This is a genomic window from Daejeonella sp., from assembly GCF_030695525.1.
GTDB lineage: Bacteria > Bacteroidota > Bacteroidia > Sphingobacteriales > Sphingobacteriaceae > Daejeonella.
Window position 1 is genome coordinate 10,746 of the sequence record NZ_JAUYSS010000044.1, and the last position, 19,831, is coordinate 30,576.

Annotated in this window: 8 protein-coding genes; all 8 read right to left on the bottom strand. The window is 42.6% G+C overall.

The annotated features are described in order from the left end of the window. Window positions 1–189 precede the first annotated feature (189 nt). Window positions 190–3,528, bottom strand: a complete 3,339-nt coding sequence (locus tag Q8S11_RS09530; RefSeq protein WP_305661861.1) for a hypothetical protein — start codon at window positions 3,526–3,528, stop codon at window positions 190–192. Window positions 3,529–4,060: 532 nt separating this feature from the next. After that, window positions 4,061–4,768, bottom strand: coding sequence for an FKBP-type peptidyl-prolyl cis-trans isomerase (locus tag Q8S11_RS09535; protein ID WP_305661862.1), 708 nt, complete (start codon window positions 4,766–4,768; stop codon window positions 4,061–4,063). Window positions 4,769–4,800: 32 nt separating this feature from the next. Further along, the gene (locus tag Q8S11_RS09540; protein WP_305661863.1) at window positions 4,801–8,445 is read right to left on the bottom strand and encodes a hypothetical protein; all 3,645 of its coding nucleotides are present in this window, start codon (window positions 8,443–8,445) and stop codon (window positions 4,801–4,803) included. A gap of 202 nt (window positions 8,446–8,647) precedes the next feature. After that, a complete protein-coding gene (locus Q8S11_RS09545) occupies window positions 8,648–10,297 on the bottom strand; it encodes a hypothetical protein (RefSeq protein ID WP_305661864.1) in 1,650 nt (549 codons plus the stop codon). A 288-nt stretch (window positions 10,298–10,585) separates the two neighbouring features. Then, the gene (locus Q8S11_RS09550; protein WP_305661865.1) at window positions 10,586–12,757 is read right to left on the bottom strand and encodes a hypothetical protein; all 2,172 of its coding nucleotides are present in this window, start codon (window positions 12,755–12,757) and stop codon (window positions 10,586–10,588) included. 266 nt (window positions 12,758–13,023) lie between these two features. Beyond that, the gene (locus tag Q8S11_RS09555) at window positions 13,024–14,859 is read right to left on the bottom strand and encodes a hypothetical protein (protein WP_305661866.1); all 1,836 of its coding nucleotides are present in this window, start codon (window positions 14,857–14,859) and stop codon (window positions 13,024–13,026) included. Window positions 14,860–15,014: 155 nt separating this feature from the next. Next, window positions 15,015–18,722, bottom strand: coding sequence for a hypothetical protein (locus Q8S11_RS09560; protein ID WP_305661867.1), 3,708 nt, complete (start codon window positions 18,720–18,722; stop codon window positions 15,015–15,017). Further along, window positions 18,706–19,831: tail fiber domain-containing protein (locus tag Q8S11_RS09565; RefSeq protein ID WP_305661868.1), on the bottom strand; the 1,126-nt coding region annotated here is incomplete at its 5' end. The genes Q8S11_RS09560 and Q8S11_RS09565, both read right to left, overlap by 17 nt.

The window sequence follows — 19,831 nt, forward strand, 5'->3', positions numbered from 1 at the left end:
TTTTATTAAATATGTTTTTTCAAGATACGATATTATTATTTGTTAAAGTTAATAAGGTTCGGGGAAAAAGCAAATCAGTTGATAATTGAAAGTTGATAGTTGATAGTCAGCTTGAGAGTGGAGAAATGTCAACTGATAGTTTGTATATAAATAATTAAAACCAATTAAGAACTGATAAAAATAAGGGCCTTAATTAATTATAGTCAGAACGGATGTACCTTCGATATCTAAAACTGCTCCATCTTGAATGGTAATGGTATTGGCGGTCAGGGTCGTTCCTGTTAACAGAGTTTTTACACCGGTTTCACTCAGGATAAGATCATTAAATGTAAATTCGGGTAAAGTTTGTGATGTCAGGCCGTTAAAGTTCACGGTACTTGTAATGATGGTAAAAGAGCCTGCACCAGGAGTAAAATCACCTGCTATCCCAATTGTTCCTACCGGATCAAGAATACGGTTTCCACCCGTAGCGTTAAGGTTTTGATAATTGAAAGCAGGAATTGTTTGTACTCCACTACCATTAAAATGGATCGTACTTCCGGTAATAGTATAAGCTCCTGCACCAGGGGTAAAAGTCCCGGCAATTCCAATAGTTCCACTGGAAGCAAGTGTTCTTGTTCCTCCGCTTCCATCAAGACTATAATAATCAAGTGCGGCAATAGTGGTAGCTGCTGCATTAGTATATTTAACTGTAGAGGTAACTGGCTGGAGAGTTCCGGTTGCTAGCACCGGAGTACCACTGCCCGATATGGTTAAATCAAAGGATCCCAGGTTGAGTGTACCCGGTGTATTAATTGTAAGCAGATTGCTGACACCTGTGTTTCCGGCCAGGGTTTTGACACCAATTTCTGAAATTTGAAGCCGGTAGTAGTCCTGGGCTCCCACCGATTGAGTACCGCCATCATAATGAACCATGCCTGTTCCTGGTGTTAATGTCCCGTTATTTGTCCAGTTCCCCTCTAGTGTAATAATCCCCGATCCCATGGTGATTGAACCACTTCCGGCGATATCTCCAGCGATATTAGCCCCTGCAGATCCCGACATTGTTACCGGGCTGTCAGTTGTCCAGTTGCTGCCCAAAGTAATAGTTGTACCTGTAGCAATAGTTTTTGTGCCCGGACCAGAAAATATGAGGTTATGGTAATTAGTACCTCTGACTGTTTGAGCAACAGCACCATTATATTCCACAGTTCCGGTACCCGGAGTAAGCCCTCCTGTATTAGTCCAATTCGTTGCCACAGTAATGGTACCCGATCCCATTGAAATTGCACCGGCTCCACTTATAGAACCTGTAAGCGTCAATGATCCGGTGGTAAGTAATTCTGCGGTATTATTATTGACCCAGTTGCCGGTAATTGAAACTAGTGCATCCGTTGAAATAGTCATGGGACTGCTATTGGTCAGATTCCCAACAATTACAGGACTGTCTGAAATTATCTTTTCACCAATGCCCGTAAAAGTTAAATTACGGTAGGTAAGTCCTGGGACATTTTGTGTGCCGGAGCCTGTAAATGCTATCACGCCGGTAGTTCCGGTAAGTGTCCCATTATTAACTAAAGGTGTACCTGTGGCAGGGAAATTCAGGGTACTGGTACCGATTGATAAGGTAGTTCCTAAACCAATGGTCATAGTATTATTCACAGTTGTTGTAGTACTTAATGTCTTTGTACCTGCACCTGAGAATTCAACACTATAAAAGTTGCCCCGAAGTGTTTGTGCATGATCATTTGTAAAATATACTGTGCTGGTTCCAGGAACTGTTACACCTGAATTTGTCCAGCTACTATCGGCTGTAATTGTTCCCGTATCCATTGTGATTGCCCCGGAACCACTTATCAAACCATTTACTACTGCACTTGCAGTGGCAATCATGTTGGTTGGGGCACCAACAGACCAATTAAGGGCTACAGTAAGTGTCTCCCCATCGGCAATAGTTTTTGCTGCACCAGCAAAGGTGAGGTTACGATAGCTTAATCCGGGTACATTTTGTGCGTTGGTGGTGAAGGAGAATGTACCAGAAGTGCCTGAAATATCACCACCGTTATTGACCAGAGGAGTACCGGCACCAGAAAGAGTTATAGTTCGGCTATTATAATTTAAAGTACAATTATTAATAGTCAGAACATTGCCGACTAAGGTAGTCGTTGAAAGTGTTTTAATTCCGGCATTGCTCAGTTCAAGATTATAATAAGTCATACCTCTTACGGTCTGGGCAGCACCATTGTAATGGATACGACCGGTACCGGCAGTAAAGGTTCCAGAATGAGTCCAGTTGCCGCCAATAGTTATTGTGCCGGTATTCATAACCATAGCACCTGTTCCTGTCAGGTTTCCTCCCATTACCACGCTGGTACTGGTACTTAATGTAGTAGGACTACTGCAAACCCAATTACCTGTAATAGTAAGAGTGCTGCCATCAGTAATTGTTTTTGCTCCAGCACCTGAAAAACCAAGATTCGTGTAACTGATATCCAGTATATCCTGTGCGTCAGCCCCTGTATAATTAATAGTTCCTGTACTTGCATCAAGTGTACCATTATTCACAAGGTATGTACCACTAGCTGCAAATGCAAGAATTCTGGAATTTATATTCAGGGTAGTTCCGGCATCTATTGTCAGTACATTATTTATGGTTGCAGTACCTGAATTCAATGACTTAATATTATTTTCAAGTAAGTGAAGGTTATAATAAGCTGAGCTCCAAACTCCCTGGTTCACCAGACCTGTATAATTAATTGTACCGGTAGATGGACTTACAGTAGGTGAACTGATACCCACTGTACCCGCAATATTTATAGTACCCACATCTGTAAAATTGATCAGACACCCGGTTGTACCCGTTGTAACAGCATTCAGGTTAACAGTACCTGTTGAAACTGCCAATACACTATAGCGGGTTCCTGTAGTGGCCGACATTGTAAAAGTACCTCCTACCGTAAGTGTTCCGGCACCTACATCAAACTTACATTCAAAGGTATTTGTAGGTGGTCTGGCAATGGTCATAGCTCCGCTAACATCTAAAGTATTCGTTCCTGAGATTGTAACGGTACTATTTGTACTTGCTGCCGGGGTAGCAAACGCAAAAGTTCCTGCAGTTGTCGTTGGAGTATTTATAATCAATGCAGCACCACTTGCAATGCTGATATTGCGAAAATTGGCAGTACCAAGACCTGGTTCAATTGCAGCGGTAAGTCCGCCGAAAGTAACTGTTGAAGTTGTACCATGATTGTATGTGCCATTATTTAACCAGGGCCCGTTAACTGTGAGTCCAAATGTAGTGGCTGTTAGTATCGCATCTGCATTGATCGTCAACCCTGTGCATACTGCGGCTGCACCAATAGTTACTGCATTTCCTCCGGTGGTAGCTATAATCACATCATCTGTAGCGGCAGGTGCAACATCTCCAACCCAGGTTGCTCCTGAAGCCCATGCTCCACCTGTAGCTTTTGAAGTGATTGTAGCTGCATTAGATAAATAACTTGAAATAAATAAGAAAAAGAGAACAATAGAAAATTTGCAGCAAGCCATTCTCCGGTACAATAACCTAAAAACTATTAAATTATACAGACCAGTAGTCATTGAAATTTTCGGATGAATTATAGCTAAAAATCGCAGGTATATGTTAATAATTGTACAGACAATGAGCTTAGGTTTAGGAGATAAAATCATTAAATATCACATATGTCCAAGATTTGTATCTGATGATACGCTTTTAATAAGGGAAAAGTACGGTTAGGTTCCATCTGCATAGGAATATTACTTTAATTATCTTAAAGTTAAATTTAATATTAAATTAATTATAACAAGATTATGAAATGGGGAATGGGAGATAACAGCTTCAAGAACCAAGAGCCAGAAACCAAGACCAAATTCTGCTTTAATGAAAAATCAAGCCAATTATGCAAAGAATAAAGAATATTTAATGGGTATTTAAAATAAACTATGTCATCTATAATAATTGGAATAGAAAACAAAGTAAATAACATGAATTACAATCCTACCAGGATTTGTCTTGAATCTTGGCTCTTGGCTCTTGGTTCTTGATACTTAATACTCAATACTACCTCCGCACAGCATCAATCAGTTCAACTTCAAAGATCAGGGCAGAGTAGGCAGGGATAAGGCCAGGAATACCACGTTCTGCATAGGCGAGAGCTGATGGGATAAAAAGACGCCAGGTAGAACCAACGGGCATGATTTGCAAGGCTTCAGCCATCCCTGGAATTAGTCCGGCAGGGGTCATCCGTATAGGTGCATTTTTGGCATAGGTATCTTCAAAGAGATTAGCATCCGGTAAAAAGCCTTTGACATGAATCAGTACAGAATCGTTCAATTGGGGCCTGATGCCATTTCCGGCTTTCATGACCACATAAGCCACTCCACTTGGAAGCATTCCTACCCCTTCTTTACCTTTCACGTTCTCAAATAATAATCTTTCCTGCTGACTGCTCCGTTCAGAGATCATACGTTTCTGATAACCATCAAGTTTTGTAGCAACACTTGCGGCATCAATTAATAAAGGTCTATTCAATAAGACATCGTCCATACCCTTGCGGAATATGTCGGGGTTGGTAACCATAAAGCCGTTGTTAACTATCCATGCACCAAGATAAGCACCCAGGGTGTATTGCAGTGAGTCCTGAGCTACGGTTAGGGCTATAGGCTTTTCAACTGCTGGCCGGTTTGGACGGGTTTGCGCTGAAGCAGAAAGGGAGATAAATAATATGATTGCTAATCCGCAAAGTATCGGTTTTAAAGAAGGCTTCATTTTATCCAATTAATATCGCGCAAGTTAAAGATTTAATCAATAACATTTAGCTGCGCATCATCCAGAATTTCTAAGGTTGGTCCGTCCTGAATTTCGATTGTACTAACAGTTACCTCCGTTGATCCGGGGATCTCTTTCTCTCCTGAACCACTTAGAATCAAATTATTAAATGTAAATGCAGGTATAATTTGTGGACCAGAGCCATTAAAATTCACCACACTCCCGGTAATAGTGTATGCTCCGGCCCCTGGAGTGAAGGCTCCGGCAATTCCGACTTCTTCCCCATCTGGCAGTATGCGATCCCCGCCTGAACCATTTAGGTTAAAAAAATTTCCCGGAGCAATACTTGTTTCGGCAGTACCAGTATAATTTACAGTAGAGGTTCCGGGCAAAATGGTTCCTGTATTAATAAAAGGCGCCCCTGATAACGGTAGGTTAAGTGTAAAACTGGAAAGCGCGAGTGATGCCGGGTTATTGACCGTCAATACATTACTCACAGTGGTTGTGCCAGCCAGAGTCTTTACTTCTGAATTGGAAACCTGCAGATTATAGTAGGCAAGGCTTGCGATGGTTTGGGTACTTCCATTATAATTAATCGTTCCCGTTCCCGGGGTAAAGGTTCCGGTTTTGTTCCATGCCCCTCCTAAATTCAAAATACCGTTATTCATAGTAAATGTACCTGCACCGCTAATGTCCCCGCTCAAATTAACAATGGTGTTATTTCCAAAAACCGTCGTGGCACCTACTATCCAATTATTAAGAATCTCCACAGCAAAATCAGACGGGAGGTTCTTCGTTGAGCCTGAGAACTCAAGGTCATAGTAGGACGTTGCAGCGATGTTTTGGGTACCGGTTCCCGAATAAATGAACTTCCCATTGCCGGTCAGGGTACCATCTATCACCAAAGGGGTCCCGTTAAAAGAAAGGGTAACGGTATAGGTGCTTCTGTCGAAGGTCACGCCGGAGTTGATGGTTAGTGTTCCGGAAATGTCAATATCACCGGTGATTGTTTTCGTACCTGTTCCACTACAGATAAGGGCAGCGTAAGTGAAAGGTGCAATGGTCTGGTTTCCTCCTTCGTAGATAACAGTTCCAGTACCTCTGTCAAAAGTACCCCCATTCGCAAGCCAGTCTCTGCCAATCCGGATAGTACCTGAGCCCTGGTCGATCAACGCACCCGTATTGTGTATCAGATCCCGGCCAACGGTGGCATTCTGAGTACTGGTCATCAGGGTGCTGGCCGAAACAGTCCAGTCATTCGTAACTTCTATATTATTCCCTGTGGCAATTGTTTTAGTGCCCCCTGTGAATTCCAGGTCATAAAAGGTAGATGTATTCACTGTTTGTGCTCCGACCGCAGAATATCTCACCTTACCATTTCCTGAAAACGTCCCGGAGTTGACCAGGGCATTAACTGTACCTCCCTGCAAATCAAGAGTAAATGCGTTTAAATTCAGCGTGGTTGCCGCATTTATAGTTACCAGATTAGTGGCTGTAGTATTGCCTTCCAGTGTTTTAGTGCCACCAGTCATAGAAAGTTTGTAATAGCTCAAATTTTTAACTAATTGATCTATTCCATTGTAATGGATGGTCCCTGTTCCCGGTGTAAGTGTTCCGGTATGCTGCCAGTCGCCAGCAAGGTTAATAAATCCTGTAGCGCCAAAGTCTCCCGTGCCCATTACATTATTTCCAATATTCAGGGTTGTACTTGTAGTGGTGGTGGTAGTAGCATTTATAATCAAATTATTCGCGATTGCCATTGTGGTAGAGGCAATGGAGTTGGAAACAGAGCTCGAAAGTTCCAGGTCATAATAATCAATTCCAACTCTTACAACTTGTGCCGCAGTTCCGGCATAAATCACTTTCCCTGTACCGGCAGTAAAAGTTCCGCCGGCAAAAGTTGAAACAAAACTCAGCGTTCCTGATTCCATAGTAATAGCCCCGGTTCCTGACGCTGCACCAGTGATTACGGCAGATCCATCCCCTTCCATATTAAGGGGAGCATTAACGAGAAAAGGGCCAGTAATATTGACATTAGTACCTGCAGCAATCGTTTTTGTACCATTACTAAGTGTCGTTCTTGGATAAGTACCTGAAGCTATAACCTGAGGATCTGTACCGGCAAATGTTAATGCACCCGAGGTTGAGGTAATTGTGCCATTATTTACAATGGGATTTCCTCCGCCATTCAGAGTCAGGTTTCTGGTTATCATACTGAGGGTTCGGCCATTGTTAACTGTTACGATATTACTCACTATTGCGGCAGCGGCCAGACTTCGATCACCATCAACTTCAAGGTTATAATAAGTCATGTTTCCTCTTATTGTACCGCCACCTACATATTTTACAGTACCCGTACCTACGGTTAACACTCCAGAACTGGAATAGGTAGAATCAAGACTAAGTGTTCCCGAACCCATGGAAAAGGCTCCATAGCCACTAAGTAAGCCATAAACGACTGCATTTGCACTTCCGTCCAGAGCTGCTGGACAATTATGTGCCCAGTTCCCGTTAACGGTTAAAGTTGTACCATCTGCGACAGTTTTAAGGCCGTTGCTGGAAATAGTTAAATTATTAAAGGTTATTCCGGGTATAGTAGTTGCAGCCGGACCGCTCATTGTCACCAAGGCTGTGCCGGGGTCAAAAATACCCGTACAAAGAAAGGCATCTCCCGAACCGGATAATGTTATATTAAAAGCTCCAGCCTGTAGCGTTCCTGATGCCAGATTCAATTGATTTTGAACGGTCACTGCCCCAAGTAATGATTTTGTTCCATCAAATACTCCCAAATTATAATACGTTTCAAGCCAGATTCCCTGAGCTGTATTCCCTTTGAAATTGACTGTTCCTGTACTTTGAATAAGGGCAGGGGCTCCGCCACTTAAAGTTCCTGATAAGTTGAGAGTTCCGGCATCGGTAAATGTAATTTTGCAGCCTGCTGCTATTGTAGGAGCTGTGGTACCGGTTGAATAACCCCCATTCAGGTTAGCTGTCCCGGTAGAGATAGTAATGACATTCGCACGACCTGATGTGGCCTGTGCCTGCATATTAAAAAGACCATCGACTGTCAATGAACCTGCACCAACCGCCATTGTACTGCTCCGCGTTGCTGTTGGGAGAATCATCGTAAGATTCCCCGCAATAGAAAGAGAATGAGTTGAGTTAATGTTTACAATATTGTTGGCTGCAGGTAGTACAAAATCAAAATTGCCGTTTACAACAACATTGGTATTCATATTCAGTGTGGCACCACTGGCAATTATAATATTCTCAAAATTGGCGCTCCCGGTGCCGGCATTGATGGCAGCATTAGCTGTTCCGAAAGTAACCGTTCCTGTTCCGTCATTGAATGTTCCATTATTTAGCCATGGTCCGTTTACAGTTAGTGTAAAGGATGAGAGATTTAGAATAGCCCCTGAATTTATGGTAAGTGAGACACAGGTGTGATTGGCAGCCAGTGTAACAGAATTTCCTGAGGTAGTGGCGATTATTACCAGATCACCGACCGCAGGTGCGCTTCCACCGACCCAGGTTGATCCTACATTCCAGTTGCCTCCGGAGGTGGTTGAAGTAATGGTTGCAGCAAAGGCGGAAACCGTCTGGAGGACAACCAAAAAAATCCCGGCTAAAACTAAGCGAATATATTGACCAGGATTCAAACGTAAGGTACTTTTCATATTCCAGAAATTATTAGGGATCAAACCGATATAATGGTGACCCAACTTTCGATTCGTTGGCTGGAATGCCCAAAGACACTAATATACAATAATTTATGGTAAAAAACTTACTCTGGAAAAGAATGGAGAGCGGAGAATTATAATTCAACGTTAACAATGTTAATAACAGCCCGTTCCAGAAAAAACCGAGCAGGTTAAAGATTTAATCAACAATGTTTAGCTGCGCATCATCCAGAATTTCTAAGGATGGTCCATCCTGAATTTCGATTGAAGTGACGGTCACCTCAGTTGATCCAGGGATTTCCTTTTCTCCAGAACCGCTAAGTATCACATTATTAAAAGTAAAGGCAGGTATAGTTTGTGGACCAGAGCCATTGAAATTCACCACACTCCCGGTAACAGTGTATGCTCCGGCCCCTGGAGTGAAGGCTCCGGCAATACCAACTTCCTCCCCATCAGGAAGCACACGATCACCTCCGGCTCCGTCCAGATTATAATAATCCGCCGGTGCGATATTTGTAACAGCGGTACCAGAATAATTCACTGTTGAAGATCCGGGTTCAATGGAACCCTCAACTATAAGAGGGGTGCCTGAAAGGGGCAAATTGAGCGTGAAGCTGGAAAGTCCAAGTGTTGCCGGATTATTGACCGTCAATGTATTACTGACCGTGGTTGTAGCAGCTAATGTCTTTTCCCCTGAATTGGAAAGCTCCAGTTTATAATAAGGCAGGGAAGCAACAATTTGGGTACCTCCGTTGTAAATTACGGTTCCTGTACCCCCTGTAAAAGTCCCATTATTAGTCCATGATCCTGCTAATGTTATTGTCCCGGAACCCATTGTAATTGACCCCGATCCACTAATATCTCCAGTTACAAGAGCTGCTGCAGTTGTGTTCATGTTTGTGGCACTTCCTACAATCCAATTATTGTTCACAGTTACTGTTGCTGCTGCGGCAATCGTTTTCGTTCCTGCACCTGAAAACTCAAGGTCATAATACGGTAAACCGGAAATAGTTTGAGCTGAGGCTCCAGAATATAATACTTTACCAGTACCGGAAATAGTTCCGGAATAATTTAACGGTGTACCTGTCCCGGATAATGCTAAAATCGCGCTGGCATCTACATTCAGGGCATTTGATACTGTTAATATTCCAGTGCAGGTTTTTGAAGCAGCTCCGGTTACCCCCAGGTTATAATAATTGAGCCCCCATATATTCTGAGCAGTATTCCCGGTATAATTGACTGTACCTGTACTGGCAGTTAAGGTCATCGCATTTGCGCTTGTAGCTCCGCTAATATTTAATACCCCGGCTCCACTAAAAATTACGTTGCACCTTGTTGTGGCAGTTGTAAAGCCACCATTTAGATTTAATGTCCCGGTGGATATTGTTAAATCATTTCTTCTGTTGGCGTTACCACTTCCCCCATTCATTGTAAACAATCCGCCAATTGTTGCTGTTCCGGTACCCAATGCAAAGGTTATCGGATTATTATTACCAGGAGCAGGCATCGTAACCTCGCCGGAAACATCCAGTGAAAAAGCTCCGCTAAAGCTTAGTGTACTGTTGTTACTAAAGGTAATGGAGGTGCATGCGGCATTTGCGGTAATAGTAACAGTATGGCCTGCACTTATAGTTACATCATCCCCTGCCACAGGCACCGGATTTCCTCCCCAGGTGGCGGTTGAATTCCAGTTTCCACTACCGGAACTGGTTCTTATTGCTCCGAAAAGATTTCCTGTAAATATTATTGAACTAAAGAGAAACAAAACAGCAATACATTTTGAAAGTATTTCAAAATGTTGTCTATGTATTCTAAACGCTGTAAGTGATTCGCAAATAAATTTCTTCATCTTTTACTAAAGTTTAATTATCAATTAAATTCCAGATTCTGTACTGCACACAGGTCGAATTAATAATTGATGCTTAGTTAAATTTTTCTGTAATCTTCCAAATAAGTAAAAAACCCAATAATTTCATCCAAAAACTTAAACGTCTGTTATAATTGAAGTTCCAAATGTTTATTATACTATAAGTAATAAACCAAAGACTATCCTTAAAACACATCGCCTGAAATATTATCTAATTACAATATATAAAAACCTGAAAACTGTTCTATCAGGTAAGTGTAATATTAATAACTAAGGATTGGTAATATTAACGGCCCCTGTTCCCTCAATATCCATTGTCGGTCCATTCAGAATAGCAATTGTATTAACTGTAGCTGTTGTACCTGTTAGAATTGTTTTCGCTCCTGATCCACTTAAAACGAGGTCATTAAATGTAAATTCAGGAATTGTTTGTGCAGCCCCATTGAGCTCCACTGTGCTCCCTGTAACCATAAATCCTCCTGATCCTGGTGTGAATGTGCCAGCTATACCGATAGTGCCACTATTGGCTAAAATCCGCTCTCCTCCGGTTATATCCAAATTATAATAATTCAAAGCCGGGATATTAACTGAACCGGCATTTGAGAAATTAACTGTGGAAGTTCCTGATGTGAAGGTGCCGCTATTGACCAATGGGGTACCTGCGCCTGATAAGGTCAGACTAACAGCGCCCAGATCAAGGGTTGTGCTGGCATTAATTGTCAACACACCAGATACAGTTGCAGTACCAAGCAAGGTCTTAGTATTTCCTGTAGAGGTTGTTAAATTATTATATGTAAATGCGGGAATGTTCTGAGCTCCGGCACCATTGAAATTGACAGTTGAAGTACCTGCTGTAAAAGTAACACCTGTACCGCTTCCTGTTCCACCTATATTCAATGTACTGGTATTCCCCTGTAAGGTTCCCGCAGTATTGGTCCAGTTACCCGTAAAGGTATGTGTTAATCCGGTTCCAAGATTGAGTATACCTGCACCATTCATTGTAAAGGCGCCACCGTTGATGTTCCCGGCAAATGTTGCGGTACCGCTGGTTTTTGACATCGTGACCAGACCGCTTGTTGAAAATCGTCCAATACTCTGACTAACTCTTGCCAGATTGATAGTTACAGCTCCCGTTGAAGCTGTCCAGGTACCGTCATTGATCAGATCACCGCCAAAAGAAAAGGTATGACCTGCTGCAGGAGTTAATGTTGCACCTGAGTTAATTGTTAGCGGTACATTTAGATTAAACACCTTGTTTCCATTGGTAGTGATAGCCCCGGTATTATCAATAATCACTCCGCCCAATGCCGCAAATGTAGCAAGCCATTCCGCACCCGCAGTTCTTGATGTTTCCGTATTGTACCTCAGTGTTGCATCAGTTCCGTATGTAGGCGCAACGGATGCAGTAGCAGTTCCTTCCAGAGAGAATATATTATTCACTGTGGTACTGGCATTTGTTTTTACCCCGCTATTTGAAAAAGTTAAATTATAAAAGGTTTTAGTCCCTGTTGCTGAAAGGGTTTGATTACCCGCCGCTCCAAAATTCACTGTACTGGTTTGGGGAACAAATAAAGAAGCAGTGCCCTGCCAGGCCGTTGTACTTATAATATTCACGTTAATTGTACTTGTTCCGCCGTTCATAGTTCCGGCTGTGAGTATAACTGTGCCAGTGGTTGTATGGCTTAGCCCTGCACCCATATCCACTGTACCTCCTGTACCATTTCTTGTGATGCCATTGCAGTTTATATTCCCGGTCAATGTAATGGTTCCTCCGGTATTGTTTGCTGAAAATCTCCCGGTGGTCGTAAATCCGCCAACAGATCGGGTTACCGTACCTGTTAATGTAACTACTGATGATCCAAAATTAACACTTGCACTGGTATTATTATTAGTAAAGGTACCTGTTCCCAGTGTAATTGTTGCAGTACCGGTAACCGTCATTGTCCCGGTAGATTCGTTGGTAAAGGTTCCTGTCGTAGCGGTAAATTGACCTGCACCCATGGTAATACTGCCACTATTTGTCAGAGAAAAAGTTCCACGGATTAGCCTGCCATTGGTAATAGTAATAGTACCATCGTTTATAGTATTACCTGCCATTGTTATTCTGGTAGCATTTATCAGGAAAACACCACCTGCATCGATTGTCAAAGGACTAGTTAAAGTATAATTACCATTTGGTGCTAGTGTACCCCCATCTTCAATTGTAATACCTGCCGTAGTTTGATTTGCACCAAGGGTTACAGAGTGCCCAGCTTGTATAATATAGGTATGCGAGGTACCCGGGTAGTTAACTGTAGCCCCATCTCGAGTAGTTGACCATAGAGAATTCGATGTAAATACCAAACCGGTAGCACGGGAATAATAGGTAGCAGCATACAGCGCATCTGCAATAAGCATGAAAACCATCACTAGCATTGTTGTTTTCAATAGATTACTACGCATTTTAAAAAGTATACTCACTGGAATTGATTTAATTTACCTGAAGCAAAATCGTTTTTTGATTTGTTTTTAAGGATATAATTAACATTTTTAAAAGTCTGTTTATGTCAATTTCGGATATTTGTTGTAACTGATACATAGTTAATTTCTTATTACAAAATAGCAATTAATGTTAGATTGGTTAACCCATGAAAAATGGGAGATTTTCATTTTAACACTAAATTATATTTTCCAAAATTCACATTAATCAATTAACATAAAAAAAATAATCACTCTATTACCACAATTTTAGCACCATTATCATAATCCACTTCAAGTTTTGATCCGTTTTTTAGCTTCAATGTCTTTACATTTACTACAGAATCGATCATTTTGTTCCCTCCACCTGTAAGCTCAACATGATAAAATCTGAATGGAGGAATGGTTTGGTTTACACCATTAAAGCTAACTGTACTGTTGATGATTTTATATTCGCCGGAACCTGGACTGAAGGTACCTGAAATACCAATGATGCCCGACTCAGACAACTTTCTCGGGCCACCAGAGGCATCCAAATCATGATAGTTTACTGCTGCAATTTCTGTTTCACCAGGATTAGTATAGTTAACAGTTGAAGAAGCCGGACTGAATGTCCCATTATTCAGCAAAGGTTTACCTGATCCGGACAGGGTTAGTTCATAGCTGTCAAGATACAGCTCAGTATCTGCACCAATACTTAAAACGTTCTTTACAACAACATCATCGCTAAGGCTTTTTGTTCCACCCTCAGCGGTTTCGAGATTGTAATACTCATTTCCGGCTATAATCTGATCACCACTGCCATTGTATAAAATAGTACTGTTGCCCGAATTAATGTTTCCATCATTCAGCCAATCACCAGCCAGTGAGATAACACCCTCTTCGAGGGTAATATCTCCATTGCCTAATAGATTCCCTTTAATATCTACTGTGGCAGTACCCGGGACTATGAACGGGCTGCTAACTTCCAGATCATTATTGATGATAATTTCTTCTCCATTAGGTATCGATTTTTCTCCTGCCTCAGACAGCACCAGATTATAATACTCAACTGCCCTAATTGTTTGGGTCTCCCCCCGGCTATAATGCACTGTACCCGAACCCGGAATAAACAACCCGGTTCTCAGGTTGCTGCCCCCAATTGTCAAGGTTCCACTTTCCATTTCAAGTATTCCTGCACCGGTCATATCGCGATTTACTGCGATACAGGCATCAGCTTCGAGCAAAGTAGGACTATCCACATTCCAGTCCTGAGTTACAAGTACAGAGCTACCGGCTAAAAATTTCTTAGTTCCTGTCCCGGTAAAAGATAAATTAAAGTATGGTATAGCAGCTATGGTTTGATCATTCTCACCTGCATAAACGACTGTACCTGAATAATTTGTCAGAGCCCCCCCGGCAATCAATGGATTACCATTAGCTTTTAAGATCAGGTTATGCTTATTCAGATTGAGTTCCCCATCGACACTTGCTTTTCCGGTTACAATTGTGTTCCCCGCAAGAGTTTTTATTCCAGATCCTGTGATACCCAGATTATGATATGTTTTCGCCCAAACATTTTGAGGTGATGTGCCGGTGAAATTGACAGAACCCTGCCCGGCTTCCAATGCGGGGTTGGAACCGCTCAGGTCTCCGGAAAGATTCAAAACTCCATTTCCATTAAATATTATTCTGGATGCAGCACCACGAGTATTAATATCTGAAAGATTCGCGGTTCCGGATGTAATATTAAGTGATGCCTGACGTGTCCCTCTACTTGCGGCCATGCTGAATAAACCTTTCACATTTAAGGTACCGGCATTAACATTCAACTCAGATATAGAACCTGATCCCGGTCTTTGAATATTAACAGTACCGAAAACATTTAATGTATTTAAGCCCATGATTATGAGGCGCCCCCCACTACCAATGGTTAAATTAAAACAGCTATTCAGACCATCAACTGTGACTGCAGCAGTACCGGCTGTAGCAATTATAACATCATCACCTGCAAGTGGAATTAGCCCTCCAACCCAGGTACTTGTTGAATTCCAGTTACCACCGGTAGTTGTGGAAACCCGGGTTGCCGCAATGCTTAATGTTGGCAAGTATAAACAATAAAGCAAGCATAACATTAGCTTATTCACGGCTGAGATAGAGAAAAATTGGTAAGTATTGAACATAGCTATTATGTTTTAATATAAAGTTATTAGCGGGTGGTGATTACACCAACCGCAGGAAATACAAAAACCAGGGTAATGTATCATGGTTTAGTGATATTGATTACCGCAGTTCCGGGAAGGTCCAATTCCGGACCATCATTAATATTTATTTCATTTACAGTAACTGCTGTTGCTGTCAGAATAGTTTTAGCACCAGAGCCACTCAAAACCATATCATTAAAAGTAAATGCCGGAATGGTTTGGGCACCCATACCATTGAAATTGACTGTACTGCCTGTTACTGTAAAGCCACCTGCACCTGGTGTAAATATATTAGCGATACCAATTGTACCACTGTTTGCTAAAACTCTCGCCCCACCGGTAAGAGTAAGATTATAATAATTAAGAGCAGGAATATTAGTTGAGGCAGCATTTGAAAAACTTACTGTTGAAGTTGAGCAGGTAAAGGTGCCATTATTTACTAAAGGTGTGCCGGCTGCAGACAAAGTCAATGTTACTGATGAGAGATCAAGTGTAGTCGAAGCTCCAATGGTAAGAATATTGGCAACTGTTGTACCCCCAGCAAGAGTTTTTACTCCAGAATTTGAGGTTTGGAGGTTATTATATACCAGCCCTCCAATACTCTGGCTTGTACCATCGTAAATTACTGTCCCGGTTCCTCTGGTAAAAGTACCGTTATTGGTCCAGTTGCCAGCAATATTAATGGTTCCTGAGCCCATTGTTATATTACCTGCACCACTGATATTTCCACCAACATCTGCTGCCGCAGTCGTAGTCATGGTTGTGGTACTTCCTACAACCCAATTGGTTGTTACGTTTATTGTTGTTGCGGCTGCGATTGTTTTGGTGCCCGCACCCGAAAACTCAAGGTTAGGGTAAGTAGTACCCGCAACAGTCTGTGCACCAGATCCTGAAAAATTAACCGTTCCCGTTCCGGCAATTGTTCCATTATTTACCAATGGTGTGCCGGTTAATGATAAGTTTATGGTAAAGGTGGAGAGATCAAGCGTTGAAGGAGAATTAATTGTCAGAATATTACTAACTGTTGTAGCTCCCGCAAGAGTTTTGGATCCTGCAGTGCTTGTTTGAAGATTGTAATAGCTCAGGGCGGCAATATTTGATGTTGCGCCACTATAAATGACTGTTCCGGTAGCCGGTGTAAAGGTTCCCCCGCTGTTAACCAGTGGTGTACCGGTGCCCGAAAGGGTTAGTGTAAAAGTACTCAAAGCGAGTGTACTGCCGGAATTGATGGTTAAAACACCACTTACAGTGGCATTCGCCCCTAATGTTTTAGCACCTGCGGTAGATACCTGAAGATTGGCATAAGTCTCTCCGGCAACAGTTGCTGTTGCACCACTAAAAATTACTGTACTGCCCGCAGATGCAGTAAATGTTCCATTATCTACCAATGGGGTACCTGTGCCTGTAAGTGTAAGCGTGTTAGCTCCTGTTTGAAGAGTACTTGGTGAATTTACAGTTAATACCGTCGCGACTGTCGTATTCCCCACCAGGGTTTTAACCCCAGCGGTCGAAGTTTGTAAATTTGCATAAGATTCGGCTGCAATGTTCGCGGTTGCACCGCTATAAATGACCGTTCCGCCGGCAGTTGCCGTGAATGTACCATTATTTACCAGGGGTGTGCCGGTTCCGGTAAGTGTCAGGGTATTGGCTCCCGTTACAAGCTCACTTGGTGAATTTACCGTTAATACTGTCGCGACTGTCGTATTCCCCACCAGGGTTTTAACCCCAGCGGTCGAAGTTTGTAAATTTGCATAAGATTCGGCTGCAATGTTCGCGGTTGCACCGCTATAAATAACCGTTCCGCCGGCAGTTGCCGTGAATGTACCATTATCAACCAATGGTGTACCTGTACCGGAAAGGGTCAATGTAAAGGCTCCGGTAGCAAAACCACTGCTTGGGCCTACTGTGAGCACATTGCTTACTGTGGTATTTCCCAGCAAAGTCTTGGTACTTCCGGTGGCGGTATTTAAATTATAATAAACTGTGGATGATACAAAGGTTGGAATATTCTGAGCTCCTGCTCCGTTGAAATTGACTGTTGAAGTTCCGGCAGTAAAAGTAACCCCCGTACCGCTGCCGGTACCTCCAATATTCAGGGTACTGGTATTTCCCTCTAAAGTTCCGGCAGTATTTGTCCAGGCTCCGGTAAAGGTATGAGTCCGGCCTGTTCCAAGGTTGAGAATTCCTGCAGCACTATTCATCGTAAATGCTCCCCCACCGATATTCCCTGTAAAAGTTGCGGTACCGGAGGCTTTGGTAAATGAAACCAGCCCAGTTGTCGAGAATGTTCCAATAACCTGCGATACCCTTGCCTCGTTAATCGTAACATCACCCGTAGTTGTCCAGGTCCCCGTGTTGATAAAATCACCACCCAAAGTAAACGCGTTAGCGCCTGAGATCAGGGTCCCTGTGGTAATAATCAAAGGATTATCTAAATTGAATGTTTTAGCAGCAGCAACGGTAATTGTTGTTCCACCAGTGGTCTCAATCGTCACTCCTGCACTTCCGCCAAAAGGTGTTGGCCATTCAGTACCGGCATTTCTGTTGGTGGAAGTAGCGTATTTCAATCCATAAAGAGTGCCAGTATATGTGGGATTTGTGGTACCAGCAGTTGCGGAACCCTGGAGTGTGAAAGTTCCGGCAACGTTATAGGCGACGGCATTAGTCTTCGCGCCACTGGTCGAATAGGAAAGATTGTAAAATGATAATGTCCCCGTGGCTCCAATTGTTTGGGCACCATTGGCACCGAAATTTACCGTACCTGTTCCAGGATTAAATACAGTACTTGTACCTGTCAATGCTGATCCAGCTAAATTTAAATTGATTGTACTTGAACCCCCATTAACTGAACCTGTTGTGCCCAGAGCAAATGTTCCGGTAAAAGTATGGGTAAATCCTGTCCCCATATTTATCGTCCCCGCACCACTTTTTGTAAATGCAGCCCCATTAATATTTCCGGTAATTGTTATTGTTCCCGAAGCATTTGAGGGGTTAACTGCACCACGGGTGGTAAAGCCACCCACAGAGCGGGTAGTTCCTGTTAGACCCACAGTTGCAGTAGCAAAATCTACACTAGCACTTGTATTATTATTAACAAAGTTGCCGGTACCCAAGGTAATTGTGGGAACAGTTGTACTCGGGGTAACCAAAAATGTACCGGTGGCCTCATTGGTAAAAGGTCCGCTGGAGCTGGTTGTAAATTGACCATTCGCCGTAAAAGTTATGGATCCGCTATTGATCACAGCGCCTGTTGTCCTTGTAAGTCTTCCATTTGATAGAGTAAATGATCCGTTGTTAGTCAGTGTATTTGCACCCATTGTTAGTCGACCGGATGTTCCACTAATCGTACCATTATTAGTCACGCTTCCTCCCGTTCCCATTGTAAGGGCGTTGATTGTAGAAAGATTTAACGTACCCCCGGAATTTATTGTTAAGGGAGAATTTAATGTAGCGATAGCTGCGGTGAGTGTACCACCACTTTCAATTGTCACACTTGCAGCTGTTATAGTAGCCACAGTAATATTATTCCCTGTCTGAATAATAAAAATATCCCCTGCGGCTAGTGCTGTAGCATTTGTTGGGGTACCTGATCGGTTTATTGACCAGGTAGCAAGTGCTGTAAAAGTACCTGTAGCAACTCTGGAATAATAAGTAGCTGCTTCCAAAGCAATTGGAAAAAGCATGGAAATGATATTTATTATCGCAAATCCTGCGAAAATTCTCAAATATTTTCCAATTGAGGTTTGAAAACTACTTTTTGGTTTCATTTTGCGCAGATACATTATTTTTTATCATGTTCTGTAATAGGGCTTTGAACTGAGCCAATTCTTCCTCCATATTATCAATCCGTTTGTTATCAGACTTAAGCGCCGCAATATCAGCTTCCTGTTTTGCGATCTGTTTCTGCTGTTCTTTGATCGCTTCAAGTAAAAGTGCAACTAATTTTGAATATTCAACAGATTTGAAGCCCTTTTCATCGGTATCCACAACTTCAGGGATCACTTTTTCAACTTCCTGAGCAATAAGACCAAGCTGAAGACCATTATTGAAATTCTTATCGGGGAATTCCTCGGTTCTCCAGTTATAGTTCACTCCTCTCATTGCCAGCACTTTAGGAAGAGCATTCTCAATTGTTTTTATGTCCATTTTCCAGCGCTCATCTGAAGTCTCATTGATACCATTTGATTTTACTTTACCGTTAACCTGTAATTTCTGAGCACCAACTGGATTCATACCTATACCCACATTACCCCCTTCATTCCAGATATTACTGTTATTTGCTACCCAGGCAGTTCCACTCCAATATGGCGTATTTCCTGCTGCAGCACCGGCAGGCATCGCAGCTAAAGCGGCAGCGTCTGCGTAGGCTGTGGTAGCAACTGCGGTAGAGTTATTATTGGCTGCCTGTGTTACCGCTATGGTTCCTGTTGGTAGCGTTGGTGTTCCGGTAAAGGTTGGACTCGCAAGGTTTGCTTTCAAACCATCATTTCCATTCAGTTTTTGAATCGCCTGAAGGATATTATCTGTAGCTGCAACTGTTCCAGCTCCTGATATATAACCGGTTAGTAATTTACCGATTACTGCGGCATTGGTAACTGTTGTTGCGTTTCCGGTTGAAGTTACCTCGCCGGTTAAGTTGGCATTCGTAGTAACTGTTCCTGCAGTTAAGCCTGCAGCAGTTCCGGTAATGTTTGTTCCAACCAAAGTACTTGGAGTACCCAGGTTCGGGGTAACCAGTGTCGGACTGGTTGCAAATACTGCTAAACCTGTTCCGGTCTCATCACTCAATGCTGCAGCTAATCCTGCTGAATTGGTCAATGTGTTTTGTTTACCCGATACTGCTGCTGTAGCCTGTGCGTCTGCGTAGGCTGTGGTA